General features: G+C 58.6%; 23 protein-coding genes. 13 read left to right on the forward strand and 10 right to left on the reverse strand.

All coding sequences use genetic code 11. From position 1 onward, the window contains the following. Window positions 1-221: 221 nt before the first annotated feature. The 5 genes from DW2_RS19830 to DW2_RS20215 are packed head-to-tail and all read left to right on the forward strand — an operon-like array spanning window position 222 to window position 4,012. Entirely contained in the window at window positions 222-437 is a 216-nt protein-coding gene (locus DW2_RS19830; protein WP_009574146.1) for a hypothetical protein, read from the forward strand. Continuing rightward, window positions 434-1,834 (forward strand): TolC family protein, encoded by a 1,401-nt coding sequence (locus DW2_RS13715; RefSeq protein WP_009574145.1) that lies wholly within the window; start codon window positions 434-436, stop codon window positions 1,832-1,834. The genes DW2_RS19830 and DW2_RS13715 overlap by 4 nt, the downstream gene beginning before the upstream one ends. Next, entirely contained in the window at window positions 1,831-3,198 is a 1,368-nt protein-coding gene (locus DW2_RS13720) for a multicopper oxidase family protein (protein ID WP_038147513.1), read from the forward strand. The genes DW2_RS13715 and DW2_RS13720 overlap by 4 nt, the downstream gene beginning before the upstream one ends. 26 nt (window positions 3,199-3,224) lie before the next feature. Beyond that, a complete protein-coding gene (locus tag DW2_RS20210) occupies window positions 3,225-3,701 on the forward strand; it encodes a cupredoxin domain-containing protein (protein WP_009574143.1) in 477 nt (158 codons plus the stop codon). Between the two features lie 23 nt (window positions 3,702-3,724). Continuing rightward, window positions 3,725-4,012: a copper-binding protein gene (locus DW2_RS20215; RefSeq protein WP_009574142.1), complete on the forward strand. Its 288-nt coding sequence runs from the start codon at window positions 3,725-3,727 to the stop codon at window positions 4,010-4,012. Between the two features lie 55 nt (window positions 4,013-4,067). Here DW2_RS20215 and cueR read toward each other — a convergent pair whose 3' ends face one another. Both cueR and DW2_RS13740 read right to left on the reverse strand, forming a co-directional pair. Beyond that, window positions 4,068-4,472, reverse strand: a complete 405-nt coding sequence (cueR, locus tag DW2_RS13735) for a Cu(I)-responsive transcriptional regulator (RefSeq protein WP_038068304.1) — start codon at window positions 4,470-4,472, stop codon at window positions 4,068-4,070. A 12-nt stretch (window positions 4,473-4,484) separates the two neighbouring features. After that, window positions 4,485-6,989 carry a heavy metal translocating P-type ATPase gene (locus DW2_RS13740; protein WP_038068303.1) on the reverse strand — a complete coding sequence of 835 codons (2,505 nt, stop codon included), beginning with the start codon at window positions 6,987-6,989 and terminating at the stop codon, window positions 4,485-4,487. 174 nt (window positions 6,990-7,163) lie between these two features. Here DW2_RS13740 and DW2_RS19445 point away from each other — a divergent pair, with 174 nt between their 5' ends. After that, the gene (locus DW2_RS19445) at window positions 7,164-7,361 is read left to right on the forward strand and encodes a heavy-metal-associated domain-containing protein (RefSeq protein ID WP_009573644.1); all 198 of its coding nucleotides are present in this window, start codon (window positions 7,164-7,166) and stop codon (window positions 7,359-7,361) included. A gap of 88 nt (window positions 7,362-7,449) precedes the next feature. Here the strand turns inward: DW2_RS19445 and DW2_RS19450 are convergent, their stop codons facing one another. The 8 genes from DW2_RS19450 to DW2_RS19460 all read right to left on the reverse strand — a co-directional run bounded on the left by DW2_RS19450 (window position 7,450) and on the right by DW2_RS19460 (window position 13,544). Then, complete coding sequence (locus tag DW2_RS19450) at window positions 7,450-7,770, reverse strand: YnfA family protein (RefSeq protein WP_009573643.1); 321 nt, start codon at window positions 7,768-7,770, stop codon at window positions 7,450-7,452. A gap of 118 nt (window positions 7,771-7,888) precedes the next feature. Beyond that, complete coding sequence (locus DW2_RS13745) at window positions 7,889-8,617, reverse strand: DsbA family protein (protein ID WP_028095397.1); 729 nt, start codon at window positions 8,615-8,617, stop codon at window positions 7,889-7,891. A 5-nt stretch (window positions 8,618-8,622) separates the two neighbouring features. Next, window positions 8,623-9,093 (reverse strand): c-type cytochrome, encoded by a 471-nt coding sequence (locus DW2_RS19455; RefSeq protein ID WP_009573641.1) that lies wholly within the window; start codon window positions 9,091-9,093, stop codon window positions 8,623-8,625. Further along, window positions 9,090-10,484 carry a multicopper oxidase family protein gene (locus DW2_RS13750; protein WP_028095398.1) on the reverse strand — a complete coding sequence of 465 codons (1,395 nt, stop codon included), beginning with the start codon at window positions 10,482-10,484 and terminating at the stop codon, window positions 9,090-9,092. The genes DW2_RS19455 and DW2_RS13750 overlap by 4 nt, the downstream gene beginning before the upstream one ends. Before the next feature lie 56 nt (window positions 10,485-10,540). Continuing rightward, entirely contained in the window at window positions 10,541-11,476 is a 936-nt protein-coding gene (locus tag DW2_RS13755) for a c-type cytochrome (protein WP_009573639.1), read from the reverse strand. 11 nt (window positions 11,477-11,487) lie between these two features. Next, entirely contained in the window at window positions 11,488-12,060 is a 573-nt protein-coding gene (locus tag DW2_RS13760) for a c-type cytochrome (RefSeq protein ID WP_009573638.1), read from the reverse strand. Window positions 12,061-12,486: 426 nt separating this feature from the next. After that, window positions 12,487-12,951 carry a c-type cytochrome gene (locus DW2_RS13765; protein ID WP_009573637.1) on the reverse strand — a complete coding sequence of 155 codons (465 nt, stop codon included), beginning with the start codon at window positions 12,949-12,951 and terminating at the stop codon, window positions 12,487-12,489. Between the two features lie 29 nt (window positions 12,952-12,980). Beyond that, window positions 12,981-13,544, reverse strand: coding sequence for a L,D-transpeptidase (locus DW2_RS19460; RefSeq protein ID WP_009573636.1), 564 nt, complete (start codon window positions 13,542-13,544; stop codon window positions 12,981-12,983). Window positions 13,545-13,707: 163 nt separating this feature from the next. Between DW2_RS19460 and DW2_RS13770 the strand changes: the two genes are divergently transcribed. The 7 genes from DW2_RS13770 (at window position 13,708) to DW2_RS13805 (ending at window position 24,426) form a co-directional block, all read left to right on the forward strand. Then, window positions 13,708-14,004 (forward strand): DUF2933 domain-containing protein, encoded by a 297-nt coding sequence (locus DW2_RS13770; RefSeq protein WP_009573635.1) that lies wholly within the window; start codon window positions 13,708-13,710, stop codon window positions 14,002-14,004. Between the two features lie 251 nt (window positions 14,005-14,255). Continuing rightward, window positions 14,256-16,436, forward strand: a complete 2,181-nt coding sequence (locus DW2_RS13775) for a protein-disulfide reductase DsbD family protein (RefSeq protein WP_009573630.1) — start codon at window positions 14,256-14,258, stop codon at window positions 16,434-16,436. 562 nt (window positions 16,437-16,998) lie between these two features. Next, on the forward strand, window positions 16,999-18,180 hold the full coding sequence (locus DW2_RS13785) for a YncE family protein (protein WP_229861855.1): 1,182 nt from the start codon (window positions 16,999-17,001) through the stop codon (window positions 18,178-18,180). 33 nt (window positions 18,181-18,213) lie between these two features. Beyond that, the gene (locus DW2_RS13790; protein ID WP_009573627.1) at window positions 18,214-19,599 is read left to right on the forward strand and encodes an MBL fold metallo-hydrolase RNA specificity domain-containing protein; all 1,386 of its coding nucleotides are present in this window, start codon (window positions 18,214-18,216) and stop codon (window positions 19,597-19,599) included. Then, window positions 19,596-21,110, forward strand: a complete 1,515-nt coding sequence (locus tag DW2_RS13795) for a thymidine phosphorylase family protein (protein WP_009573626.1) — start codon at window positions 19,596-19,598, stop codon at window positions 21,108-21,110. The genes DW2_RS13790 and DW2_RS13795 overlap by 4 nt, the downstream gene beginning before the upstream one ends. Beyond that, the gene (locus DW2_RS13800) at window positions 21,110-22,000 is read left to right on the forward strand and encodes a ribose-phosphate diphosphokinase (protein ID WP_009573625.1); all 891 of its coding nucleotides are present in this window, start codon (window positions 21,110-21,112) and stop codon (window positions 21,998-22,000) included. The genes DW2_RS13795 and DW2_RS13800 overlap by 1 nt, the downstream gene beginning before the upstream one ends. Before the next feature lie 65 nt (window positions 22,001-22,065). After that, window positions 22,066-24,426, forward strand: coding sequence for a copper-transporting P-type ATPase (locus tag DW2_RS13805; RefSeq protein ID WP_009573624.1), 2,361 nt, complete (start codon window positions 22,066-22,068; stop codon window positions 24,424-24,426). The last annotated feature ends 169 nt before the right edge of the window (window positions 24,427-24,595 follow it).

Here is a 24,595-nt window from a genome sequence, read left to right on the forward strand (position 1 = left end):
GAGCAGACCACTGTGCGTCACATATCTGCGTGGTCGGTGACTTCGTAGGTGCCGAAAGTTGCACAAAGCAGTCCGCTAATGTTTCCCTCCGGTCCTGGGATATTGCGTCCCTAGTCCGTTCGGCCACACCCGAAGGTTTGCGGCGCCCTCCTCGCGCCTGATGCACCTGTAGCCGCAGTTTGACTGCGACCATCTGCATCTGACATTTCGAGGAAATCTAAGTGAAAATTCTGCTTGCGGCATCCTTGCCGCTGTTCGGGGCCGCCTGCTCGGCGCTTCCTGAACTTGAAACCGTGCCAGCGCTTACGGCGGCGGTTACATCGCCTGTGGTCGCGTCTGCGCAACCCGGGCCTGTTGTTGCTTACGCGGGCTACTCGGTCGGAGAACCGGCCGAATGGCGGATGCTGAATGATGAACAACGGGAGGGTGGCGAATGAAACTGCCTCTTCTCATGGGGTCCATGTTGCTGGTGTCCGCCTGCGCCAGTCCTGCCGTTCTTGAGCGTGCAAAACCAGATCGCGCGGGCTTTGGCAGTGTCGAGACGGGTGCACGCCAGGCTCTAGGGGCCACACCGATCTGGAACCTGTCTGCCGCGGACCTTGAGGAAACGCGCAAGAGGGTTCACGCCATGGTGCATGGTAAGACCGTCAGCGCCGACACCGCAGTGCAGGTTGCCCTGATAAGCAGTCCCGCACTTCAAGCCAGCTTCGCTGAGCTAGGTCTGTCCTCAACTGACTTATGGGAAGTGGCTATGGGGCCGGTGCCCTCGATCGGTGTGTCAATCTCCGGGTTGGCTGGCGATGTCACTCGCACACTTGAGGCAACATTAATCAACTCCCTGCTCGACGTGGCAACATCCGCACCGCGGACCCAACTTGCGGAGATTCGCTTCAGACAATCCGAACTTGCTGCGCTCGCCGACACGATAGACTTGGCCGTTGAAACCCGCCGGGCCTGGATTGAGGCGGTTGGCGCTTTCGAAGCCGCTGCACTGATCGCTCAAACTCAGGGCACTGCCGAGGCAGCGTCCGAACTTGCTGTGCAACTGGGCCGTACCGGCGCGATGAGCAAGGCCGATCAAGCAAGGGAGCATGCCTTTACTGCTGAGCTTGCCGCCGAACGTGCAGCCGCCCAATTGGAGGCGCAATTGGCCAAAGAAAAACTGCTTCGGCTGATGGGGCTTTGGGGTAGCGACACCACTGTATTCGTGCCGGACTCGCTGCCCGCCTTGCCTGGTGGCCCGCGCGTTGCAGGAAATATCGAACAGCTGGCACTGGCAAACCGCGTAGACCTGGCATCTGGAAAGCTGGAACTCGAGGCGCTCGCGCTGGACTACCGTCTGACCGGGCAAACCCGTATGGTCTCGGACGTCCAGTTGGTGGCTGGTTTCGACCTGGAACGTGCAGCCGGAGAAACCGAGGCCAATCCAGCGCTTGCTCTAGATTTCGAGATCCCGCTCTACGACACCGGTCCGCTGGTGTCGAAGCGTGGCCGCATGGCCTATCTGCAGGCAGCGAACAGGCTGGCCCAGCAGGCCGTCGATGCGCGTTCGGACGCACGCATGGCCTATAGGGCCATCACCGGTCGCCATAGCATCGCGCGGCATTGGCGCGACTCTGTTTTGCCTCTGCGACGCCAGATCGATGACGAAGCGCTGCTGTCCTACAACGGCATGCTGACCTCGACCTTTGAATTGATCGCTGATGCCCAGGAGGGGCTCGCTTCGCGCCTCTCTGCCGCAGAAGCGAAACGTGACTACTGGCTTGCCGAAACAGACGCGACCGCGGCGATTTGGGGCGGGGCAATTACTCTGACCGGAGGTAGCGAAGAATGATGAACCGTCGTCAATTACTGGGCGCGGGATTGACCGCGAGCGCTGGAGCTGTGCTGGCGAACGCCGGGGCCGCGCAAACACGCTTTCGCGATCTGCCCGAGGCCGCCTTTACCGACAGCCCCTATACACAAGTTCCCCCAAGGCCTTCGGATCGGTTCGACTACAACCCCGTTGTAACACTGAACGGATGGTCTTTGCCGTATCGCATGAACGGAGATGTAAAGGAGTTCCACCTCGTTGCAGAGCCTGTTGAAAGGATTATGGCGGACGGGATGATTGCGCGGCTCTGGGGCTACAATGGCCAATCCACCGGACCCACAATCGAAGCGGTCGAAGGCGAGCGGGTGCGTATTTACGTAACCAACCGTCTTCCGGAACATACCAGCGTGCATTGGCACGGACTGATCCTGCCATCGGGAATGGATGGAGTTGGTGGTTTGTCGCATCCCGGCATCCCGCCGGGTAAGACCTTCGTCTACGAGTTCGACCTCATCAAGTCCGGCACCTTCATGTACCACCCGCATGCGGACGAGATGGTACAGATGGCCATGGGCATGATGGGGCTCTTCATCGTGCATCCGCGCGACCCGGCGTTCATGCCGGTGGACCGGGATTTCGCGTTCCTCCTTGCGGCCTATGACATCGACCCGGGGACCTACATCCCGCGCGTGGCCGAGATGACCAATTTCAACATGTGGACCTGGAACAGCCGGATCTTCCCGGACATCGATCCTCTGGTGGTCAACAAGGGGGACCGTGTCCGTGTGCGTTGTGGCAACCTGACGATGACCAACCACCCAATTCACATGCATGGCTATGACTTTCAGGTCACCTGTACTGACGGAGGCTGGGTGCCGGAAAGTGCCCGTTGGCCCGAGGTCTCGATCGACATTCCTGTAGGCGCCATGCGCGCCTACGAGTTCGACGCGATTCACGAAGGTGACTGGGCGATCCACTGCCACAAGTCGCACCACACCATGAATGCTATGGGCCACGACATCCCTACATTTATTGGCGCCGACAAGTCCCGCCTGACCCAAATGATCCGCCGCCAGCAGCCTGGCTACATGCCGATGGGCACGGCGGGTATGGCGGATATGGGCGAGATGTCGATGGAGATCCCCGAGAACACCGTGCCGATGATGACCGGATGGGGGCCGCATGGCCCATTGGAAATGGGTGGCATGTTTAGCGTGGTGAAGGTTCGCGAGGGCATCGACCGCGACGATTACAGCGATCCTGGCTGGTACGACAACCCGCCCGGAACACAGGCCTACGAATGGACGGGCGAGCTGCCCGAACATGCATACAACACCAGTCCGAAAACCGTGATCACGCCGCGCGGCGGCGTGCGGCAGGGCTGATGCCAGAGCACAGGAGAAACACGCTCATGAAAACTGCACTTTTGACATTGGGGCTGGCCCTGATTCCCGCCCTCGCAATTGCGGACGCCGGGCACGGCAACGGTCAAATGGCCATCGGCATGCCTGCGATGCATGGCCATGAACCCACGCGAACCATCGATGTGATAATGCGTGAGGACTACGACAAGGACGCACCGTTCGTCTTCGAACCCTCCTCGGAAATGACTTTTTCTGAGGGTGAAACCGTGCGCCTGCGCATCACGAACATGGGTGAGGAAACCCACGAGTTCGTGATGGATTCGATGGCACAAAACGCTGAACACAAAGAGCTGATGGCCAAGTTCCCTGAGATGGAACATGACGACCCTAACGCTGTGCGCCTTGAACCAGGTGAAGAGGCGGAGATCCTTTGGACTTTCAACAAGGCCGGCAACTTCGAATTCGCCTGCCTGCTGCCCGGCCACTATGAAGGCGGCATGCACGGCGCCCTTACTGTCAACTGATCTCAAATCAAAGGAAACCAATCATGACCAAATTTTTGACGCTCGCCGCTGCCCTTCTGATGACCGCTGGAACTGCAATTGCTGCTAGCGATAGTGCCATGTCCTCGGGCACGGTGACCAAGATCGATGCCAAGTGGAACAAGATTACTGTCGACCATGGCCCGCTGGAAAACCTCGACATGCCAGCAATGAAAATGGTCTTCGTTCTCGCCGATCCCGCGATGCTGGAAGGGCTGAGTGAAGGCGCACAGATCAACTTCGTTGCCGACCGTGTGAATGGCAAGCTGACTATTACAGAGCTGGTGCAGTAACTACAGGTCGCGCGCCCTGTCTCGCAGGGCGCGCGATTTCATTCGTCGTCGGAGATCATGAGAAAGTTGCGTCGTCTACGACAGAAAGATCCGCAAGAATTGGACAATCCGGTCGGTGATCGCCAGCACACTGGTGCACGAGAGACGAAAGAGTTTCTTTCATCGACATGAGTTTAGAGATCTTTTCATCAATCTGGCGCAGGTGCTCCTCTGCGACGGCCTTTACCTGCGCACTTTCTCGATTGTCATCGTTATAGAGCGCCAAAAGCGTACGGCAGTCTTCGATTGTAAATCCCAAGGCTCGCGCTCGTCCGATGAATGCCAGCTTATGAAAATCGATCTCTCTGAAGCTTCGATACCCGTTTGCAGCGCGCAAAGGTGTTACTAGACCGATATCCTCATAGTAGCGAATGGTCTTGGCCGGCACTCCTGACCGCTCGGCAACATCACCAATGTTCATTTCTGCCTCCTCTCACTCGGCCGGGACGGGGGCGAAGTCCTCCACCCGCCCAGACTCTTGGCGCTCGTCCATCGCCGGTCTTACGCGCCGCAGCCGCAAGGCGTTCGTCAAGACAAAGACCGAGCTAAGTGCCATCGCACCGGCAGCGACGACCGGTGACAGCAGCACGGCGAAACTCGGATAAAGCGCTCCGGCGGCCAAGGGTATCAAAGCCACATTGTAACCAAAGGCCCAACCAAGGTTCTGTTTGATGTTTCGCATGGTGTGTCGCGAGATCTCGAAAGCGTTCACAACGCCGCGAAGATCACCGGACATCAATACGACATCTGCGCTTTCGATCGCCACATCCGTGCCAGTGCCGATGGCGATGCCAACATCCGCGTGGGCGAGCGCGGGTGCATCGTTGATGCCATCGCCAACAAAGGCCAATGTGCCCTGCTGGCGCAGATTTTCCAGTGCCGCCACCTTGCCGTCGGGCAAGACCCCCGCGATCACGTGGTCGATACCAGTCTCTTCGGCAATTGCTTCTGCCGTTTCGCGTTTGTCGCCGGTAATCATTGCCACCTTCAAACCCAGACTGTGCAGTGCGGCAATCGCGGCTCGGCTCGAGGGTTTGACCGGATCGGCGACGCCAATCGCAGCCACCGCCTTGCCATTGATTGCGGCGAAGAGTGCGGTGCGACCTTGCCGTGCGAGCATAGTTTCAGCCTCTGCGAGTTCACCAAGATCGATCCCTTCGCGCTGCATCATTCGGTCAGCTCCGACAACAACCTCGGCCCCGTCAACGATGGCGCGCACGCCATACCCTGTAATCGAAGTAAACGCGCTCGGTTCCGACAGTCTGATGTTTTCCGCCTGCGCGCCGCGCACGATAGCTTCGGCGATCGGGTGTTCTGATCTGGCTTCGACCGATGCGACTGCCGCAAGAACGGTGCAGCGCTCGGCTCCTTCCGCCAGCACAAGGTCGGTCAGCGCGGGACGTCCGGCGGTGACGGTGCCGGTCTTGTCCAGAGCGACAACCTTGACGTCCCCCAATGCTTGCAGAGCATCCCCCTTGCGGAACAACACGCCCATTTCAGCAGCGCGACCGGTCCCGACCATGATCGACGTCGGCGTCGCCAGTCCCATCGCGCAGGGACAAGCAATGATGAGAACTGAGACACCCGCGACCAGCGCATAGGTGAGGGCGGGATCAGGGCCGAATATTAGCCAGACAAGGATCGTCAAGGCGGCGAGGGTCATCACAGCGGGGACGAACCAAAGCGTGATCCGATCCACCAACCCTTGAATGGGGAGCTTGGCGCCCTGCGCATCTTCGACCATGCGGATGATTTGGGACAACGTGGTATCCGCACCAACACGCGTTGCTTTATAGGTCAGACTGCCCGCGCCATTGACCGTACCGCCCGTGACAGGATCACCAGCCGACTTGCCGACCGGCACGGGTTCCCCGGTGATCATGCTTTCATCGACATGGCTTTCGCCGTCCACAACCTCACCGTCCACGGCGAGTCGTTCTCCGGGGCGCACAACAATCAGATCTCCGGTGCGCAAGGCATCGATCTCGACCTCGACCGCATCGCCGTCACGCAAAATACGCGCCGTACGAGCCTGTAGGCCGAGCAGCTTCTCGATTGCAGCCCCTGTTCGCCCTTTCGCTCGCGCTTCGAGCCAGCGCCCGATCAGGATCAGGACCACGATGACCGCGGCGGCCTCGAAGTAGACAGCGCGGACGGCCTCGGGCATCAGCGACGGGAAGAACGTTGCGACAACTGAATAAAGATAAGCTGCGCCTGTGCCGACGGCGACCAGACTGTTCATGTCTGGAGCACCTTTCAGCAAGGCCGGAAACCCTTTCAGATAGAACTGTCGGCCGGGCCCAATGAGCACAGCCGTTGTGAGGATGAACTGGATCAACCAGCTGGCCTGCTGTCCTATGGTATTGTTGATCGCCATATGCACGGCCGGGATCAGGTGCCCGCCCATTTCCATCAGGAAAACCGGCAAAGCGAGTGCTGCGGCCAGTGCCACCCGGCGTGCCAACCCGCGCGCTTCCTCTTCTTTTCGCGAAGTGCGATCCTGTGTTGCCGTGGCCTCGGCCACGCTGGCTGGATATCCGGCTTGCTCGGATGCACGGATGAGGGCCACAGGGTCGGTCATGCCCTCAAGATATGTGATGCGCGCATTTTCCGCCGCAAGATTAACGTTGACCTCCAACACGCCGGGAACCGAGGCAAGTGCCTTATCGACGCGCCCGACACAAGAAGCACATGACATGGACGCGATGTTCAGCGTCACGGATGCCGTTCGCGCTGGATACCCGAGATCTTTCAGGGCTTGGACCGCATCTTGCAGGTGGGACGAACCATCCACGCTGAAACGCGCAGTCTCGTTCGCGAGGTTCACCGAGACATCGGATATTCCCCTCAACGCGGCTAGGCCCCGATCCACGCGCCCTACGCATGAGGCGCAAGACATTCCTTCAATCGAGAGTGTCACTTTGGATTGATCTGTCATTTCAGTCTCCTGGAATCCCATTTGACACCCCAAATAGGAGTTCCAGTGACTGGAAGGTCAATACCCAATTTGAACTTTCCTGGCTTCGCTTTAAAAATCTACGGAGACCCTTGACCTTCCCCCCACTGGAAGCCCCATCTGCACTGAACAAGCTGTCACAGAGGAGACATCGACATGAAATTCAACGTTCCCGACATGAGTTGTGGTCATTGCACCAGTACGATCGAAAAGGCGATCAAGGCAGCTGACGCAAATGCGAGCGTATCTTGCGACATTCCGGCCCGCACGGTTTCTGTTGAAGGTGCACTGTCAACAGAACGGCTGACGGCCCTGCTTCGTGAAGCTGGGTACGAAAATACCGTGACTGCCTAATCTATGGGTCATCGCACCCGTCGTGACGGGTGCGATGACCTAGCGATTTCTAGCGACGGATTTGCCTGGTTTTCTGAGGTTCCGCAGATCATGAGCGCGAAGGCAACAGGATGAGAGCACTGCCTAGGAGGCAAAGAAGAATGCCTGCAATGTCCCAGCGGTCCGGTCGGCTCCCCTCCACTAGCCACATCCAGATCATGGACGCCGCTATGTAGACGCCCCCGTAAGCTGCATATGCCCGACCGGCCATTTCGCTTTCTGCGCGCGTCAAAAGCCATGCGAAGAGTGCCAAACTTACCAGACCTGGCCCGACCAAAAGCGGCGAACGATCGAGCCGCAACCATGCCCAGAAAGCAAAACATCCAGCGATCTCGGCAAAGGCAGCAATAAGATACCAAAGGTAAGTCATCTTCTCGCCGCCTCTTTCAGTGGTAGGCCGTGCCTAGGTCTTTTGGTCTGTAGGGGCTCCGACTCATTCGCCTGCATCATTGCTCATCGGGCGTGATGTCAGAACCCACCGCAGAGTGCTAGTTTGCCGACGCCCGCACGTTGTCGACCAGTTCCGTGAGCTTATCGCTTTCCACGAAGCCTGGAACCAGATTGTCGCCGATCACAAATGAAGGCGTGCCACTGAAGCCGAGCGACTGCGTCAACCGCATCGAGGTCGCGATATGCTCTTCAATTTCGGGGCGCTCCATGTCAGTTTGAAGGCGTTCGATGTCGAGACCGACCTCTTGTGCTATCCTGAGAACGCTTGCTTCTTCCGCCCGGCCGTTCATACCCATTAGGGCCCAGTGGAATGCCTCATACTTGCCTTGCAGCCGCGATGCGAGTGCAGCTTTGGTTGCAAACACGGATCCGTCCCCGAGAATTGGCCATTCGCGATAGACCAGACGCACATTGGGGTCAGCCTCCAGCAGTGCCAGAACTTCCGGCATAGCGCGGCGACAATATGGGCAGTTGTAATCGAAAAATTCGATAACGGTCACATCCCCATCGGGATTGCCGAGAACCGGTGCATTCGGGTCTTGCTCGAGCAATTGTCGCTGATCGCGCAAGACGGTTGCCTGCGCTTGTGCCTGGGCTTCGGCGTCCTGACGTTGAAGTATTTCGACTGCTTCCATGATGATTTGCGGATTCTCGCGGATAGCCTCATATACAAGTTCCTTGACCCGCGCTTCGTCCAGGTCTGCGGCCTGCACTGCCATTGGAAGTAAGGCAAATGACGATACGAGCATCAAATTTCTGAAAATCATGTCCATTATCCCTCTTGTTCTGCTGCTGTGCGTGCGGCCTGAGCATTGCGCTCTCGCTCTGGCCAGGTCGACTTAATGAAGCCGAGAATGTTCCAAATTTCCTGATCTGTGAGTTTGCCGGCGAAGCCCGGCATGCCACTGTCGAAATCTGAGCCCTGTTGTCGCATCAGTTCCGCCCCCCCGAGCTTGGTGTAGGAGAACAAAATCTGGTCACTATGGTGCCAGGTATGACCGTTGCGATCATGCGGCGGCGCGGGCAGGCGGCCATCTGAACCAGGGCTTCGCCAGTCTGGTTGCCCTTCGAGATTGGCGCCATGGCAGGACGCACAGTTTTCAGAATAGAGAGCTTGCCCCAGTTCGATATTGACGTCGTCAAACGGGGAAGAACCCTGGGAGGCATTGCCGCTGAACCACCAGGTTGCACCTAGCCCAATCAGGCCAATGGATGAAATTACCGCCAGGTAAGCTGATCTCATGCGACCTCCAGCCACGTCATCATGCCGGATGCCGCGTGCGAGAGCATGTGACAGTGAAACAGCCACTTTCCCGGATTGTCGGCAACGAAGGCGATCTCGCGAGTCTCGCCACCGAACATCAGCAAGGTATCCCGCAGGGGACCAACTTCACCGCCCTCCAGCACCTCCCGGAAATGCATCCCGTGCAAATGCATGGCGTGGGGGAAGGATGTATCGTTGTAGATCTCCACTCGCGCTGTTTCACCGCGTGACAGGCTAGCCAGTGGCTTCTCGGTCATGCCCACGGTACCATTGAAAGCCCAGAACTGGTTCGCGTCGACCAGTTGGCGGAACGTTTTTCGCTCACCCTCAAGTATGGCTGCGTCAAGGTTGCCCATTGCCCCGCCTTCCATGTTGAGCCTGATGCGTCTCGCCTGCTCCAGTCCCGGCACATCCATATTAGGGTTCGGTGGCAGAACTTGGGGGACATCCCGCACAGCGGAGGCCAAAGTGCCGGTCACGCGAAACTCGGTTTGGGCAAATCCCTGGCCGTCTTCAAGCCGCACCAGATGAGCACTTTCCCCTTCATCCGCAATGACGTCGACAAACAAATCCGCTCGTTGGCCCGGCCCAAGGATGATCGGTTCGCTGATCTCACTCGGCGTCACCAGTGGCATTCCGTCGAACGCCATCACCCACCCCTTTAGACCTGACAGGCCCAAAACAAAGATCCTGGCATTTGCCGCGTTGATCAACCGAAGCCGCATCCGCTCACCCTGGCTCACGTTGAGCGTAGAATTGAAGCTTCCGTTGGTGGCGACAAAGTTGCCACGTCGGCCTGCATGGCTACGATCATGAACGGCTTCAAAATCTGGGTCGAGTTGTGCGGTCTCCGGGTTGAGGAGCCAATCGTCAAGAATAAGGACTTCATCGCGATCAACATCCGGGGCTATCGGTTCTTCGACGATCAACGCTCCGTAGAGCCCACGAGCGACCTGTTCGACGGAGCGATTATGCGCGTGAAACCAAAAAGTTCCTGCATCTGGAACGGCAAAATCGTAGTCGAAGGTTTCGCCTGTGGGGATGGCATCTTGGGTGAGCCCGGCCACGCCGTCCATCGCATTTGATATCCGCACGCCATGCCAGTGCAGGGACGTCGCCTGCGGCAACTTGTTGACGAGCCGACGTTGAAGACGCGCGCCCTGCCGAACACGGATCACGGGGCCAGGAAACTTTCCGTCATAGCCCCAAATCTCCGTCTTGGGGTAGTCCGGAGGGGCGAGTTGTACGGCGCCACTTTGCGCTGTCATCACCTGAAATTCAGGGGTGGCTGCAGATCCGGCCTTGGGGAAGAAGCTCAACGCACTCATTGCCAACCCCGATTGAATGAATGCTCTTCTGGTGTGTGTCATTTCGTTCTCGTTTGTTGTGCGAGCCAGTTTTGGCTCACACATTGTCTCTATTGCAGTCACATGTCTTTATTAGCAGCGGCGCCCTCGCCCTGAGCGACCCGGTCGGCTCGAGGTTCGTCACCATCAAGCAAGTACACGGCCATCGCTTCCAGATCATCGGGGGACAAAAAGCGCGTATTGCCCTGCACGACCTCCACCATGCTGCCGCCGAAAGCGTCGCCTGACGGCGTCACGCCAGTACGCAACGCATAGGCGAGGTTGGAAACGGTCCAGCCGCGTTCTGCCAGAGAGTTCGGCGTGATCGAAGGCGCCTTGCTCCCCCCTGGCAATGCCTCATTTCCAGCAAAAACCGCGTCAAGCAGGCGCCCGCCTCCGATATTGCGTGGCGTGTGGCAAGCACCGCAATGTGCTGCACCTCGAACCAGCTCGCGACCGCGGTTCCATTGTGCGTTTTTCTCGTCAATGGGTTCCGTGGGTGGATCGTAGAGATAGGCCGCCCGCCATAGCTTCAGGCCCCATCTCTGATCGAAAGGAAACTTGACATCATGCTCAAGCGCTGCCTCGGCGACTGGTGGCACGGTCTGGAAAGCTGCCCAAAGGTCGGCAATGTCCTGATCCGTGAAATCCGCATAGAACGGATAGGAAAAAGCGGGATAATACGGCTCTCCGCTAGGACTAATGCCCTGGCGAACCGCCTTGGCGAACTGCTCAACCGTCCACCCCCCGATGCCGTTCTCTTTGTCTGTCGTCAGATTGGGCGGAAAAAACGTGCCAAAATCTGTCGCCAGCCCCGCGCCGCCTGCGAGTGCGGCGCCGCCAGCCTCTGAATTGGTGTGGCATGAAATGCACCCGGATACGCGAGCCAAATAGGCGCCGCGCTGGACATCACCCGTTTGCGTGATCGACGCGGGCACCTTGCCAATCGGCCAGATCACAAGGCCGCCGACCACAAGGGCGCAAAGCGCCCCTGCAGCAAAGACCAGTTTTTTCATCCGGCACATCTTTACTTCGCCTCGTAGCGGAATTTCGCGTGACATGCCGAACATGTCTGGGTCACCATGTTGAATGCCCCATCTGCGGGCATCGAGGCATAGTCCATCATCGGGCTTCCTGACGAAGTTCCCATCATGGACGAAGCTCCCATCATGCTTCCGGGGGATTGCGTGCCCATCATGGAGCCTGCATCCATTCCCGCACCTGACGCCATAAGCCCGTTGTCGGCGGCCTCGGCAAGACCTTCGCTAACCACCTTGAGCTGCTCTGCGAGCGCACTGAATTCTTCCCAATCCGACCAGATCTCGGACTTTGCTTCGGACGGTTTCCCAGCAGACCCTTCGGGAAACAATTCGGTCATGCCTTCGCTATGTTCGACAAAGACGCGTGCTCCCGTACGAACAGCTTCAGCATCATAGGTGATTTCACCACGCATCATCGGAGCCAGTTCTTTGACCGATTGCCCCATGGCCATCATGCCGTCCATGCGTTCTTTGACGACACCTTCCGCGCCACCATGTGCAAATGCAGCTGCGGCCATTGTCGTTCCAGCCAAGAGGCCGATCATCAGTTTGCTTTTCATCGTTCCGTATCCTGTATTTCCATGCTTGATAGATTTAATTTGATGAGGCGTGGTTGCCCCTAGGTCAGGATAGGTGTTTGGGAGGCGGGGTGTCCCTTAGGACATTCCGGTTAGAAAAGCTCTGATCTGGATGTTCGCGAGGCAATTGCGACAAGTTGGTCGAAGCTCTCGGAGCTGATAAAATGACAATTACCATATTTTTCGAGCAGTCCGGCCCCGGATCGCAATGCCCGGGGAGAAGATTATCTGCATCTTCCTCATGAGAGGTCTGATGTTTTTGCGCACTTCGTTCGGAAACTTTGGCAGCGACCGTTTCATGGCCAATTGCATCGAGAGATCCCGCCGGGAGGACGACAAATAACGCGATCGAGACCAACAGGAGAATCTGGATCGCGCTACGGAATATGTTCAGCCTGGCGACCAAAGTCAGTTGATCCCGTTCGCGCGCTGCAGTTCGCGCACGTATCCCGCAATCATCTTCACATCACCTTGGGTGAGGCCTTCAACGGGAGGCATATTGCCAAAATTCCAGTGATGAGATTGGACGCCGTTTTGCGCCGCATTCAGGAACGCGGCATCCGAATGGTGGTTCGGCTCGTAGATTTTGTGAACAAGCGGAGGAGCGACCCCATTCTGGCCTGCGGCATTTTCACCATGACAGCTGGCGCATTTTGCCTCGAACGCGCGTTGCCCCATTTGGGCTTGCGGAGAGAATTCAGCTGGAAGGAGTACATTGGCAATGGGCGCGCCCTGAGGTATGCCGCTCGTGTCCGGCGGAACCATTGAGTGTCCTTGAGCAGTCTGCGCCGGGGCCGGCTGCAACGCCTGCCAACCGACCGCTCCAAGGCCGAGCACGAAGAACCCGCCAACGAACCATCCCCAGAAATTCATAGTGTTTTACTCTCCTGCATGTGATCCGTTCAGATCAACTTAACCTGCGTCCCGACCGGCGTGCGGTCGAAGACCTCTTCTATATGTTCGTTGTAAAGGCCGATGCAGCCGTTTGATGATCTACGCCCGATTTTCCGCGTGTCTTGAGTTCCGTGGATCCTGTAGTATTGCCACGACAGATAGAGCGCACGCGTTCCCAAAGGATTGGAGGGATCTCCTCCAGGCACATAGGCTGGCCATTCCGGGTTGCGTTCACGCATTGAAGGGGTCGGCGCCCAACCTGGATTTTCCCGTTTCTCGACAACTTCTGTATACCCGCGCTTCGTCAATTCATCAGTCAAGGGAACAGAGGTCGGGTAAATCCGCATCTCTTCATCTTCTGTCCAGTGTTGGAGCACCTTTGTGACAGTATCCGAAATGATGATGCCCTTCCCGAGACGGTCAAAGTGATCACGCCAATTGTGGAGAACGAACGACGAGATATTGCGTCTTACCACACCAGCCTCTTCCGCCCGGAGAGTGTGGGGGGTCATCAAGAATGCGCCTGAAATTGCAATCAGGCTCCGCCTGTTCAAACTCGGTCTCTCTGCCATTTGTTCGTCCTTGGTTACTCAATTGGACGAGACAGGCATTGCTCAGATGGGGCTGAATCTCAACCGCAACAGGCCGCAAGATTTGTATCGAAGTGTATCCTTGACCTTCCAGCGGGAGATCAAGCTAAACAGGATACGTTGACCAAAATCAGAGGTGGATTCCATGCAAGAGGATAGCGAGTCAGGTGGCAATCGCCACGGAAAGTTGATGCACTGGGGCATGATGGCTTGCTGTGCTGTCATGCTTCTACCCATCGCAGCTTTCCTGATTGGCGGAGGCACCGTCGCAGGCCTTTGGGCAAACGCTACCGTCTTTGCGCCTCTGGTGCTCTGCGTTGGCGCCCATTTTGTGATGCACAAGATGATGGGGCGTTCATGCCATGGAAGCGACAAGCACAAGAAGACCGCCCCCCAGCCAGTGCTGATTGAAGATATGACCGACAGCGCCGTCCGGCGGTAAGTCGAAATGAGAACAAGAGCGCGGCTGGCGACTGTCTTCTTGGGAGCGATTTTCGTGAGCGCTTGTTCCGGCGGACCAGTCCTGTGCCCGACAAACCCGCCGCCAACTTTGTCGACAAAGTCACCAGAGCTGGAGCTGCCCAATGGATGTCGTCTGGCAGGGCCTATCTCCAACGGTGTGGGCCAGTTGGATTGTGTAAACGGCCGATCAGGCTTTGTTGCCACTCAAGTTCAAAGCCTGGAGATAGTGCGATGACCATCTGGCGCTCGCCAATCCGTCTTGCTTTCTGCGGTACCCTCGCTGCCGCAATGTTCTGGCTCTTGATCCCCTTTGCTGCAACGGCCGAGGTATCAGTCGCCCACAAGGTCACTGCGGTGGAAGCGCGGCTGATCTCCGCCGAGGATGCCGTTTCCGCCGAAGCTCAAACGCTCTCCGCCGGTCTGGATCTGAACCTTGCTGACGGATGGAAAACCTATTGGCGTTCGCCTGGCGAGGTTGGCATTCCGCCACAGATCGACTGGAGCGGGTCGACGAATGTCGCGGGCGTTGATTTCCTATGGCCTGCGCCCGAGCGGTTCACTGCCTTTGGCATCGAAAACTTCGGCTATCATGATGAGGTTGTCTTTCCACTTCAGATCACCCTGAAGGATCCTGGGGAACCTGTCGAACTCAGAGCAAACGTCAAGCTCTTGACCTGCTCAGCAGTTTGTGTCCCCCAGGATTTTGACTTGGCACTTTCGTTGCCTCAGGGGAACTCAATCGATCAAGTCTCGGCTAATCGTATCGGGGCATTTCTCGCACGCGTTCCGGCGGAAGGAGGAGCGGCAGGCGTGACCGCCGCCACATCCCATATAAACGATGATTTCACCCGCCTAACGATAGAAATAGCTGCCACGACTGCCTTCAAAACCCCGGACGTCTTTCCTGAAATTGGTGATGGCAACACGTTGGGGAAGCCCGACATTCGCCTTGGGGCAAGCGGGCGAACGCTTTGGGCTGAATTCCCAATTCTTGCCTACATGGCAGATACAGACGCGCCGCCACGGGTAACCGTGACGGACGGGCCGGATCACGCCCTCACCGTCACGCCAGATCGGGCAACAACCGCCCCAACTCCCCCTTTCAGTATTGATCGGGTGGTCCCCGGCATTGATCAAGTGATCTGGATCGCCATCATCGCTTTTCTTGGGGGCTTGATCCTGAACGCCATGCCTTGCGTGCTTCCTGTTCTGTCGATCAAGTTATCTTCTGCCCTGAAATCCGAAGGACGCGGCAATGCCCAAGTCAGGGCAGGCTTCTTGGCCGCCGCCGCCGGAGTCATGGTCTTTATGTGGGCACTCGCGGCTGTTCTCTTCGCATTGCAAAAGATTGGCGTTGCCGTCGGTTGGGGGCTCCAGTTCCAGAGCCCAACGTTCCTGGTTCTGATGCTCCTGATCCTTGGTCTGTTCACCGCAAACCTGTTTGGACTGTTCGAATTCTCTTTGCCTGCCGCCCTGACAACGCGGTTGATGAAAGCAGGAGGTACGGCCGGGTATGGAGCGGATTTTGCCACCGGATTTTTCGGGGCGGTCATGGCTACTCCCTGCTCCGCGCCGTTTCTTGGAACAGCTATCGCATTCGCACTTGCGGGGCGGGTGATAGACATCGCTGTCGTTTTCACCTTTCTCGGGTTAGGTCTGGCCAGCCCATATCTGTTGGTGGCCATCGTGCCGAACGTTGTTCGGTTCGTGCCCAAGCCCGGCCGCTGGATGATCGCCTTGAAAGCCGGCCTTGGCATCCTCCTGATGGGTACCGCGGCATGGCTGTTCTATGTCCTGCTCGGCGTTGCTGGATCGCGCGCGGCCCTAACAGTTGCATCTCTCGGTGCGGTTATGCTCTTCATAGCGGCATCGCCCTGGGTGCCAAGATCTCTTCGCTGGCCCTTTGGGCTGGCGCTGGCGGCACTCGCGGTCGCGGCCGCGCCATTCTTGGCAACACCCGCCGCACCCGATGCCCAAGCAGGAAAAATTGCCTGGGTCACATTTGACCGCGGCGATATTGCCCGTCGAGTATCACGCGGAGAGGTCGTTTTTGTCGATGTAACCGCCGATTGGTGTTTGACCTGCAAAGCCAACAAGGCGCTCGTTCTTGAACGCGACCCGGTTCTTTCGGCATTGAACAGCTCTGGTGTCACGCCGATGCTGGCCGACTGGACCCGCCCAGATGACGCGATCACCCGTTTTTTGGAGACCAACAACCGTTACGGCATTCCATTCAACGCGGTTTATGGGCCGTCTGCTCCCGAAGGAATTATCCTATCTGAAATATTGTCGACTCAGGATGTTCTTGCTGCTCTGCACGCGGCGCGTCCGGGGGCCGCTCAAGCAACGCTCATCGAGGACGATGTGAAGGTTTCCAGATTTGGAAACACTTTGGAGCAAAGTGCCGACTGAGTAATTTCGCCTAAGCTGCGCATCAAGGACGCCGAGTCAGGCAGCATTTAACGCCCTGATTTAGATCAACCACACCATCTGGATAGCGTGTTATAATCACCTAGGAAGGACTCAAATCATGCGATCAAGGCCACATATCGATGTCAGAAGAGTGTCGCGTATTCGCGTCAGCTTCGTCCTGATATTGATCGGAGCCTTGTTTTTCGGTCTCATTGCCGATGGTTTGCATGCGCATGAGGGCGAGCCTGCCGGGTTAGAGACGCAGATTGTTCAGGTCACCGACGCAAATTCCTCCGTCCACGTTATTCTGGACGCGGATTGCGGAATTCATCCCGGTTGCGCCGCTGCTCTGATCCCTAACGGGCTTGTCAGCGCAGTAGTTTCGAACCGTAGCACGCGAATGGTAATGTCGTGGCGGCAATCGGCGTCTTTCGCCGATGACGAATTCATACACGTCCCCATTCTCTTCTGAGCATTCCAGTCAGCGAGGTAGCGAAGCGCCTCCCTTTCGGCTTTTACGCCAATCGTGACGCTTAGGTTTTTCGACAGGCTCGTAGTCTGGATGTCCGGATTCTACCTGACCGCGCTCCTCACTTCATTCGCTCCTATCAACCGTGGATCCGCCGGTTTTCTGCCCTCGCCACGGCCACCGCATGATCTCGACCAGATAAAGGTTCCAAAAATGAACATGTCGTCCCGCATCGCCTATACGCTCGCCACTTTGTTCGTGTCAGCACCAGCTTTGGCCGCTCCGCCTACGGTCTTCATTCCAGAGGGCAGCGCCAATTCAGTCCTGATGGTTCAGGCGGAGACTGGAAAAGTCCTGCGTCGGATCAATGATGTCGAGGCGGTCCACGGTCTCGCAGGCGCACCCGGCGTGCCGTATCTGGTCGCCGGCAGCTATTCGGAGATCCCGCGCGAGGATGTCGCGTCGCTAGAAAAGCCCTCCACCGTGTCTGCAGACGATCACGCCGCGCACCACGCACCAAAGGCCGCGCCAATGGGGCCACCGGATGCCGGGATCAGTCTTCTCTCGATTCTGGACGCAAAAAGTGGCGATATCCTCCGCCGGATAGAGGTGCCGGGTGCCGTACATCATACGGCAGTTTCCCCTGATGGACGCTTTGCCGTTGCGACCCATCCGGCAGGTGACGGAATATCGGTGATTGACTTGGCGACTTTCGGCATGACGGCATTTGTCCCGACTGGATCGATGCCGAACTATGCAGCGTTCGGAACTGATCCAAATCTCGTCTACGTCTCCAACACCGGTAACGGAACGATCAGCGAAGTAGATCTGTCGCGGGGTATCGTTCGTCGCAACTTCATTGCAGGTGACACCCCGGAACATATGGCGGTTTCGCCCGAAACTGATCGACTCTTTGTCGCAGACGCGGACGCAGGTCAGGTTCTGGAACTGTCTTTGAGTACCGGTGAAAAGCTGCGGACCTTCGAAATTGGCGGCGAGATTCATGGACTGGGGCTGTCAAATGATGGGGCAACTTTGTTCGTCGCGGGTAGGGGAGAGGACAAACTCGCCTCAGTTGCACTCGCTACCGGGGAAGTGCGCACAGCCACGCTTGCACCAGAACCCTACCACCTGACGGTAATTCCAGGCTCCGACATCCTTTATGTCTCAAGCCGTGCAGAGCCCGTGGTTTGGCTCATCGATACCAGCTCACTGCAAACGCGTGAAACAGTTTCTGTCGAAGGAGAAGGACATCAGATGGTGGCGCTTCCCTGAAGGGCTGCCGATGGGAATGAAAGGCACAGGATCATGGCACAGGACACTCGCCCAACACTTCGTTTTCTGGGAGCCGCCGGAACAGTAACCGGATCGCGCTATCTGATTGAAACCGGGGATCGCCGCATTCTAGTTGATTGTGGCTTGTTTCAAGGCTTCAAATCGCTGCGGGACCGCAACCGCAAGGCGTTTCCGGTACGCCCCACCACCATTGACACCGTACTTCTGACGCACGCGCATCTCGATCATTCAGGCTATCTGCCTGCGCTGATCCGCGGCGGGTATCGAGGGAAGGTGATGTGTACCGAAGCGACGGAGGAACTCTGCGGCCTGATCCTGCCGGACAGCGGCCATATCCAGGAAGAGGAGGCACGTTTTGCCAAAAGGCACCGATACTCCAAGCACAAGAACCCCAAGCCGCTCTACACGTTGAAAGATGCTCAGGCGGCGCTTGAGCATTTGCACAGAGTTCCCTTCAACAGCACAGTCGATGTTGGTGACGGAATATCCGCAGAGTTCATCCCGGCGGGCCATTTGCTCGGTGCGGCGCAGATCCGTATCAGACTGCCAGGAAGGACAATCCACTTCAGTGGCGACCTCGGCCGACAGAACGACGCACTGATGCGACCACCACAACCGTTCTCAGGTGCGGACGTGTTGGTTTGTGAATCCACCTATGGCAATCGCCATCACGCAGCCATCGACGCGGAGGAAGAGCTTCTGCCAATCCTGAAACGTGTTTTCGGGCGGGGCGGTACGGTTCTCATCCCCTCATTCGCGGTTGGGCGCGCGCAGGGGCTTATGTATCACATTGCACGCCTGCAAAACCGCGGCGAGATCCCATATGTGCCGGTTTATCTCAACTCGCCAATGGCGATCGACGCGACCGAAATCTACCACGGCCATCACGAAGAACATCACGTTGCCTGGGAGGATTGCCTTGCGATGTTCCAGATCGCCAAGCGGGTCACTTCGGTCGAGGAGTCGAAGAAGCTGAACACGCAGCATGGCCCGATGATCATCATTTCGGCGAGCGGCATGTTGACCGGCGGGCGGATCCTGCATCACCTCGCCAGCTTCGGCGGCGACCCGCGCAACGCAATCCTGCTGTCGGGCTTTCAGGCTGGCGGTACCCGCGGGGCGGCACTGGCCGCTGGCGCGGACAGTCTGCGCATGTTCGGTCGAGATTTCCCGATCAGGGCAGAGGTGATCCAGCTCGAAGCCTTTTCCGGACATGCCGATGCCGAAGAGTTGCTGGCCTGGATGCGCGCGTCGGATCGCGCGCCGCGCATGACCTATGTGACTCACGGCGAACCTTCTGCCTCGGACCGGCTGCGCTGGCGGATCGAACATGAACTCGGCTGGCCTGCCCGCGCCCCCGAACACCTCGAAACGATCCGGCTGGACAATCCAAAATGACAGAAATCGACAATACGCTCGCCCTGTCCCGCGCGGGGATCGACACTTACCGGCAACCCGTTGTCTTCATGCGCGAAGACTGCCACGTCTGCCGCGCCGAAGGCTTCGCAGCCCTGACCCGGATCGAGGTCACGCTCGGCGACAGGTCGGTGATTGCCACGCTGAACGTGTTGACCAATGGCGACTGGCTGCCCGACGACACTGCCGCCTTGTCGGAAGAAGCCTGGGCCGCCCTGAAGCCCCAACCGGGGGACCGGGCAAGTTTTACGCACCCGGAGCCACCGGACTCCGTCTCAGCGATCCGCGCCAAGGTCTATGGAGAAACCCTTGAGCAGCAAAGGTTCGACGCAATCATTCGTGACGTCCTCGATCATCGTCTCTCCGATCTCGATCTGGCAGCCTTCATCACCGCCTGCGCGGGCGACCGGCTTTCGATTGCGGAAACCATCGCACTGACCCGATCCATGCAGGCGGCGGGCGAAACGCTGGATTGGGGCGGCGCCGAGATCTACGACAAGCATTGCGTCGGGGGGCTTCCAGGAAACCGCACCACGCCGATCATCGTTTCGATCATCGCGGCGGCGGGGCTGATGATCCCCAAGACCTCTTCTCGCGCGATCACTTCCCCCGCAGGCACGGCCGACACGATGGAGGTCATGGCTCCCGTCTCGCTCGACATCCCCGCGTTGAGACGCGTCGTCGAGGCTGAGGGCGGGTGCATCGTTTGGGGGGGCAACCTCGCTCTCAGCCCTGCGGACGATGTTCTGATCCGGATTGAACGGCCACTCGATTTCGACAGCGACGGACAGCTGGTGGCGAGCGTCTTGTCGAAGAAGGCTGCGGTCGGTGCGAAGCGCGTGCTGATCGATGTGCCCGTCGGACCAACGGCCAAGGTCCGCTCGGCGGAAACCGCCGCTGCGCTGGCAGAGCGGCTCCGCGCCGTTGGCAAGGCCATCGGCCTGACGCTCTCGATCCATCAAAGCGACGGGACTGCACCTGTCGGACGCGGAATTGGACCCGCACTTGAAGCCCAAGATGTCCTTGCCGTGCTACGCCGCAACGAGAACTTCCCTGTCGACCTGCGCGACCGTGCACTCGACATCGCTGGAGCGCTGCTGGACCTTGTCCCCGAGACGGGCGGCGCGGGCGGGCGAAAGGTGGCCGCACAGCTGCTCGACAGCGGCGCTGCCGAGGCGAAGTTCATTGCGATTTGCGATGCACAAGGCGGTTTCACTGAGCCCGGTGAGGCGCGTTATCATGCGGTGATCACCTCCCGCACGGCGGGGCGCCTCATTGCGATTGACAATCGCCGCATCGCGCGCACAGCGAAACTCGCCGGCGCACCGCGGCAGCAGCTCGCAGGGCTGCGCCTTCTGGTCCAGATCGGTGACCATATCGAATTTGGCAAGCCGCTGTTCGAGATCCACGCCGAAACGCTGGGAGAACTGGAATACGCCCGCTCCTATGCCGAGGCGCAATTGGGACTTTGCACAATTGAGGAGGCAAACTGATGACCATTATCGCCCCCTTTCCCGGCATGGAGCCATTGGCGCGCAGAATGGCGGCGACATCCGGTGCCGAAATCCAGCCGGTGGACTTGCACCATTTTCCCGATGGTGAAACCCTCGTGAAGCTCGGCGGCGATCCTGCAGGACGCGAAATCGCCTTCCTCGCCACGTTGCGCGATCCTGATCGGCTGGCGTTGCCTCTGCGTTTCGCAGCTCTGACGGCGCGCGAACTTGGGGCCGCGCGTGTGGGGCTGGTCGCGCCCTATCTTGGCTACATGCGCCAGGACAAGCGGTTTCATCCACGCGAAGCTGTGAGCGCCCCGATCTTCGCGGGATTTCTTGATGAATGTTTCGACTGGGTGATGACCGCTGACCCCCATCTGCATCGCAACCCGAGCCTTTCAGCGCTGTTCCGCATTCCCGCATATCGTGTCGCCACAGCCCCTCTGCTGGCCGACTGGATTGCGGCGAACGTTCCAGAGGCCGTGCTCCTTGGGCCTGACAGCGAAAGCCAGCAATGGGTGGCTGAAGTCGCCAGGCTCGCCGGACGCCCCTACGAAGTGCTGACAAAACATCGCTCCGGGGATCGGCAGGTCGAGATCAGCCTGCCGGGCAGCGCCGTTTTCCGACAGGGGACACCCGTGATCCTCGATGATATCGCCTCGTCCGGACACACGCTGATCCGAACGCTCGAACAACTCGAGCAGGCCGGTGCCCGACCTGCGACTTGCGTAATTATCCACGCGGTTTTCGCACACGGCGCAGAGGAAGCAATCCGCCATGCCGGTGCCGCGCGGATCGTCAGTACCGATACGATTCCACACTCAACGAACGCAGTCTGCGTCGGCGAGCTGTTAGCGACAGAAATGAAAGTTGCTCAATGCGCCACTTGACCTTCCAGTTACTGGAAGAATTAGGTTTGAGGCAATGAGCTAGAAATACGGGAAAGGATCCCCGAATGAACAACCATCACGAACATGCCAACGGATCTGACGATCAAGTTCCTTCTGGCTACGCGGGCACGGTCTTCACTTGCCCGATGCACCCCGAGGTACGCCGCGCCGAACCGGGAGATTGCCCGAAATGCCAGATGCATCTGGTGCCGGAGGGCGAGCCCTCGCAACACCACGCCCATCATCAGCACACGGGCGACGCGGTGGAGCCAAACCACTTGGACTCGGTTCCCAACGACTACACTGGCCCGGTTTATACCTGTCCGATGCACCCTCAGGTGCGCCAGACGCATCCCGGGTCTTGTCCGATCTGCGGTATGGGGCTGGAACTGGAATCGGCCGCCATGGAAGCGGAAGGCCCGAACCCGGAGCTTGTGGACTTCAGCCGTCGTTTCTGGGTGGGGGCCATTTTGACCGTACCGCTCCTTGTGCTGACCATGGGCCCCTATCTTGGCCTGAGCGGGGTGCGCGAGATATTCGGTGAACGCGTCACCCTCTGGGTCGAACTCGCGCTCGGGACACCCGTTGTCTTTTGGTCCGGCTGGCCTTTCCTTGTTCGTGGCTGGAACTCGTTCCGGACAAGGAACCTCAATATGTTCAGTCTCATTGCCATGGGTGTAAGCGCCGCATGGCTGTTCAGCATCATCGCCGTCCTGGCACCGGGCATATTCCCCGATGGGTTCCGGGATGCCGAAGGGCATGTCGGCGTCTATTTCGAGGCGGCGGCTGTGATCGTCACGCTGGTCCTTGTGGGACAGGTGATGGAGCTGCGCGCTCGCGAAGGCACTGGCAAGGCGATCCGTGCTCTTCTGGATATGGCCGCCAAGACGGCACGTATTATCCGCGACGACGGAAGCGAGGAAGAGGTTCCATTGGAACAGGTCCAGGTCGGCGACCGACTACGTGTGCGACCCGGTGACAAGGTGCCGGTCGATGGTATGGTCGTCGAAGGCAGGTCCTCAGTTGACGAAAGCATGATCACGGGCGAGCCGGTACCGGTAGAAAAGGTCGGAGGAGACCCTGTAACGGGCGCCACGATCAACGGAACCGGCAGCCTGATCATGGAGGCGACGCGCGTCGGCGCCGACACGATGCTGAGCCAAATCGTCGAGATGGTGGCCAATGCGCAGCGGTCTCGCGCGCCGATCCAGAAATACGCCGACAAGGTCTCCGGATATTTCGTGCCTGCAGTTATTGGCATCGCCGTGCTGGCCTTCATTGGCTGGGCCATTTGGGGCCCGGTCCCGGCCCTTTCCTATGCTCTTATTGCGGCCGTTGCCGTTCTCATCATCGCTTGTCCCTGTGCCCTCGGCCTTGCGACACCGATGTCTATCATGACGGCGACGGGGCGCGGCGCGCAGGCGGGTGTCCTGATCAGGAATGCAGAGGCACTGGAACGGTTCGAGAAGGTCGATACCCTGATCGTCGACAAGACCGGCACGCTGACGGAAGGCAAGCCGAAACTTGTCGGCGTCTACCCTGAACCGGGTCACGATGAGGTAGAAGTGCTTCGGCTTGCCGCATCGCTGGAACGCGGCTCCGAGCATCCTCTCGCGGAAGCCATCGTACGCGGTGCTGAAGAGCGTGGCGTCGACCTGGCAAAAGCCGACGCCTTCGAGGCGGTCACCGGCAAGGGCGTCAAAGGCACGGTGGACGGGCGGGTAGTGGCGCTCGGCAACGTGAAACTCCTGACTGACCTCGGACTTGATGCAGCAGAGCTTCGGGACAAGGCGGATGCCCGTCGGGATAATGGCGAAACGGTTATGTTTGTCGTCGTCGAGAATGACGTTGCCGGTCTTGTCAGCGTCGCAGACCCGGTAAAGGCGACCACACCGGCCGCCCTGAAGGAACTGCACGCACTTGGGTTCCGTATTATCATGGCGACGGGAGACAATGAGCGTACCGCTAGGGCCGTCGCGTCCAGTCTAGGCATCGACGAGATCCGCGCCGATGTGATGCCGGAAGACAAAGCGAAGATCATCAAGGAACTTCAGGCCAAGGGGCACAAGGTTGCCATGGCCGGCGACGGTGTCAACGATGCACCTGCCCTGGCTCAGGCCGATGTCGGGATTGCCATGGGCACCGGCGCCGATGTGGCCATTGAGAGCGCAGGGTTCACGCTCGTCAAAGGGAACCTCGACGGTATCGTGCGTGCGCGCAAACTCGCCCGCGCGACCATGCGGAACATACGCCAGAACCTGTTCTTTGCTCTGATCTACAACACTGCGGGCGTGCCCGTCGCTGCGGGGATCTTGTTCCCATTCCTCGGGATCTTGATCAGTCCGATGTTTGCGGCCTTTGCCATGAGCGCTTCCTCAATCTCGGTCGTCCTAAACTCCCTTCGGCTACGGCGCGCGCAGATTTGAGGGGAAACAAGAACGATCGCGAGGTCCATCAGACCGTTCAATAAACAGTATTGGGTACAATCCATCGCCGGAGAAGGGGCAACAGCGTTCAGACAATCACCTGCAATGCGCACACCGACGCATCCGGTCGGGCATTCCGACAACATCCGGTCAGGTGTTCCGGATATCC

The organism is Thioclava atlantica, from assembly GCF_000737065.1.
Taxonomy (GTDB): Bacteria; Pseudomonadota; Alphaproteobacteria; order Rhodobacterales; family Rhodobacteraceae; genus Thioclava; species Thioclava atlantica.

What these genes read in the sequence shown, in the direction of transcription:
- DW2_RS13715 (WP_009574145.1), top strand. Translation starts at nt 434, where the DNA reads ATGAAACTGCCTCTTCTCATGGGGTCCATGTTGCTGGTGTCCGCCTGC.
- DW2_RS13720 (WP_038147513.1), top strand. Translation starts at nt 1,831, where the DNA reads ATGATGAACCGTCGTCAATTACTGGGCGCGGGATTGACCGCGAGCGCT.
- DW2_RS20210 (WP_009574143.1), top strand. Translation starts at nt 3,225, where the DNA reads ATGAAAACTGCACTTTTGACATTGGGGCTGGCCCTGATTCCCGCCCTC.
- DW2_RS20215 (WP_009574142.1), top strand. Translation starts at nt 3,725, where the DNA reads ATGACCAAATTTTTGACGCTCGCCGCTGCCCTTCTGATGACCGCTGGA.
- cueR (WP_038068304.1), bottom strand. Translation starts at nt 4,472, where the DNA reads ATGAACATTGGTGATGTTGCCGAGCGGTCAGGAGTGCCGGCCAAGACC.
- DW2_RS13740 (WP_038068303.1), bottom strand. Translation starts at nt 6,989, where the DNA reads ATGACAGATCAATCCAAAGTGACACTCTCGATTGAAGGAATGTCTTGC.
- DW2_RS19445 (WP_009573644.1), top strand. Translation starts at nt 7,164, where the DNA reads ATGAAATTCAACGTTCCCGACATGAGTTGTGGTCATTGCACCAGTACG.
- DW2_RS19450 (WP_009573643.1), bottom strand. Translation starts at nt 7,770, where the DNA reads ATGACTTACCTTTGGTATCTTATTGCTGCCTTTGCCGAGATCGCTGGA.
- DW2_RS13745 (WP_028095397.1), bottom strand. Translation starts at nt 8,617, where the DNA reads ATGATTTTCAGAAATTTGATGCTCGTATCGTCATTTGCCTTACTTCCA.
- DW2_RS19455 (WP_009573641.1), bottom strand. Translation starts at nt 9,093, where the DNA reads ATGAGATCAGCTTACCTGGCGGTAATTTCATCCATTGGCCTGATTGGG.
- DW2_RS13750 (WP_028095398.1), bottom strand. Translation starts at nt 10,484, where the DNA reads ATGACACACACCAGAAGAGCATTCATTCAATCGGGGTTGGCAATGAGT.
- DW2_RS13755 (WP_009573639.1), bottom strand. Translation starts at nt 11,476, where the DNA reads ATGAAAAAACTGGTCTTTGCTGCAGGGGCGCTTTGCGCCCTTGTGGTC.
- DW2_RS13760 (WP_009573638.1), bottom strand. Translation starts at nt 12,060, where the DNA reads ATGAAAAGCAAACTGATGATCGGCCTCTTGGCTGGAACGACAATGGCC.
- DW2_RS13765 (WP_009573637.1), bottom strand. Translation starts at nt 12,951, where the DNA reads ATGAATTTCTGGGGATGGTTCGTTGGCGGGTTCTTCGTGCTCGGCCTT.
- DW2_RS19460 (WP_009573636.1), bottom strand. Translation starts at nt 13,544, where the DNA reads ATGGCAGAGAGACCGAGTTTGAACAGGCGGAGCCTGATTGCAATTTCA.
- DW2_RS13770 (WP_009573635.1), top strand. Translation starts at nt 13,708, where the DNA reads ATGCAAGAGGATAGCGAGTCAGGTGGCAATCGCCACGGAAAGTTGATG.
- DW2_RS13775 (WP_009573630.1), top strand. Translation starts at nt 14,256, where the DNA reads ATGACCATCTGGCGCTCGCCAATCCGTCTTGCTTTCTGCGGTACCCTC.
- DW2_RS13785 (WP_229861855.1), top strand. Translation starts at nt 16,999, where the DNA reads ATGTCCGGATTCTACCTGACCGCGCTCCTCACTTCATTCGCTCCTATC.
- DW2_RS13790 (WP_009573627.1), top strand. Translation starts at nt 18,214, where the DNA reads ATGGCACAGGACACTCGCCCAACACTTCGTTTTCTGGGAGCCGCCGGA.
- DW2_RS13795 (WP_009573626.1), top strand. Translation starts at nt 19,596, where the DNA reads ATGACAGAAATCGACAATACGCTCGCCCTGTCCCGCGCGGGGATCGAC.
- DW2_RS13800 (WP_009573625.1), top strand. Translation starts at nt 21,110, where the DNA reads ATGACCATTATCGCCCCCTTTCCCGGCATGGAGCCATTGGCGCGCAGA.
- DW2_RS13805 (WP_009573624.1), top strand. Translation starts at nt 22,066, where the DNA reads ATGAACAACCATCACGAACATGCCAACGGATCTGACGATCAAGTTCCT.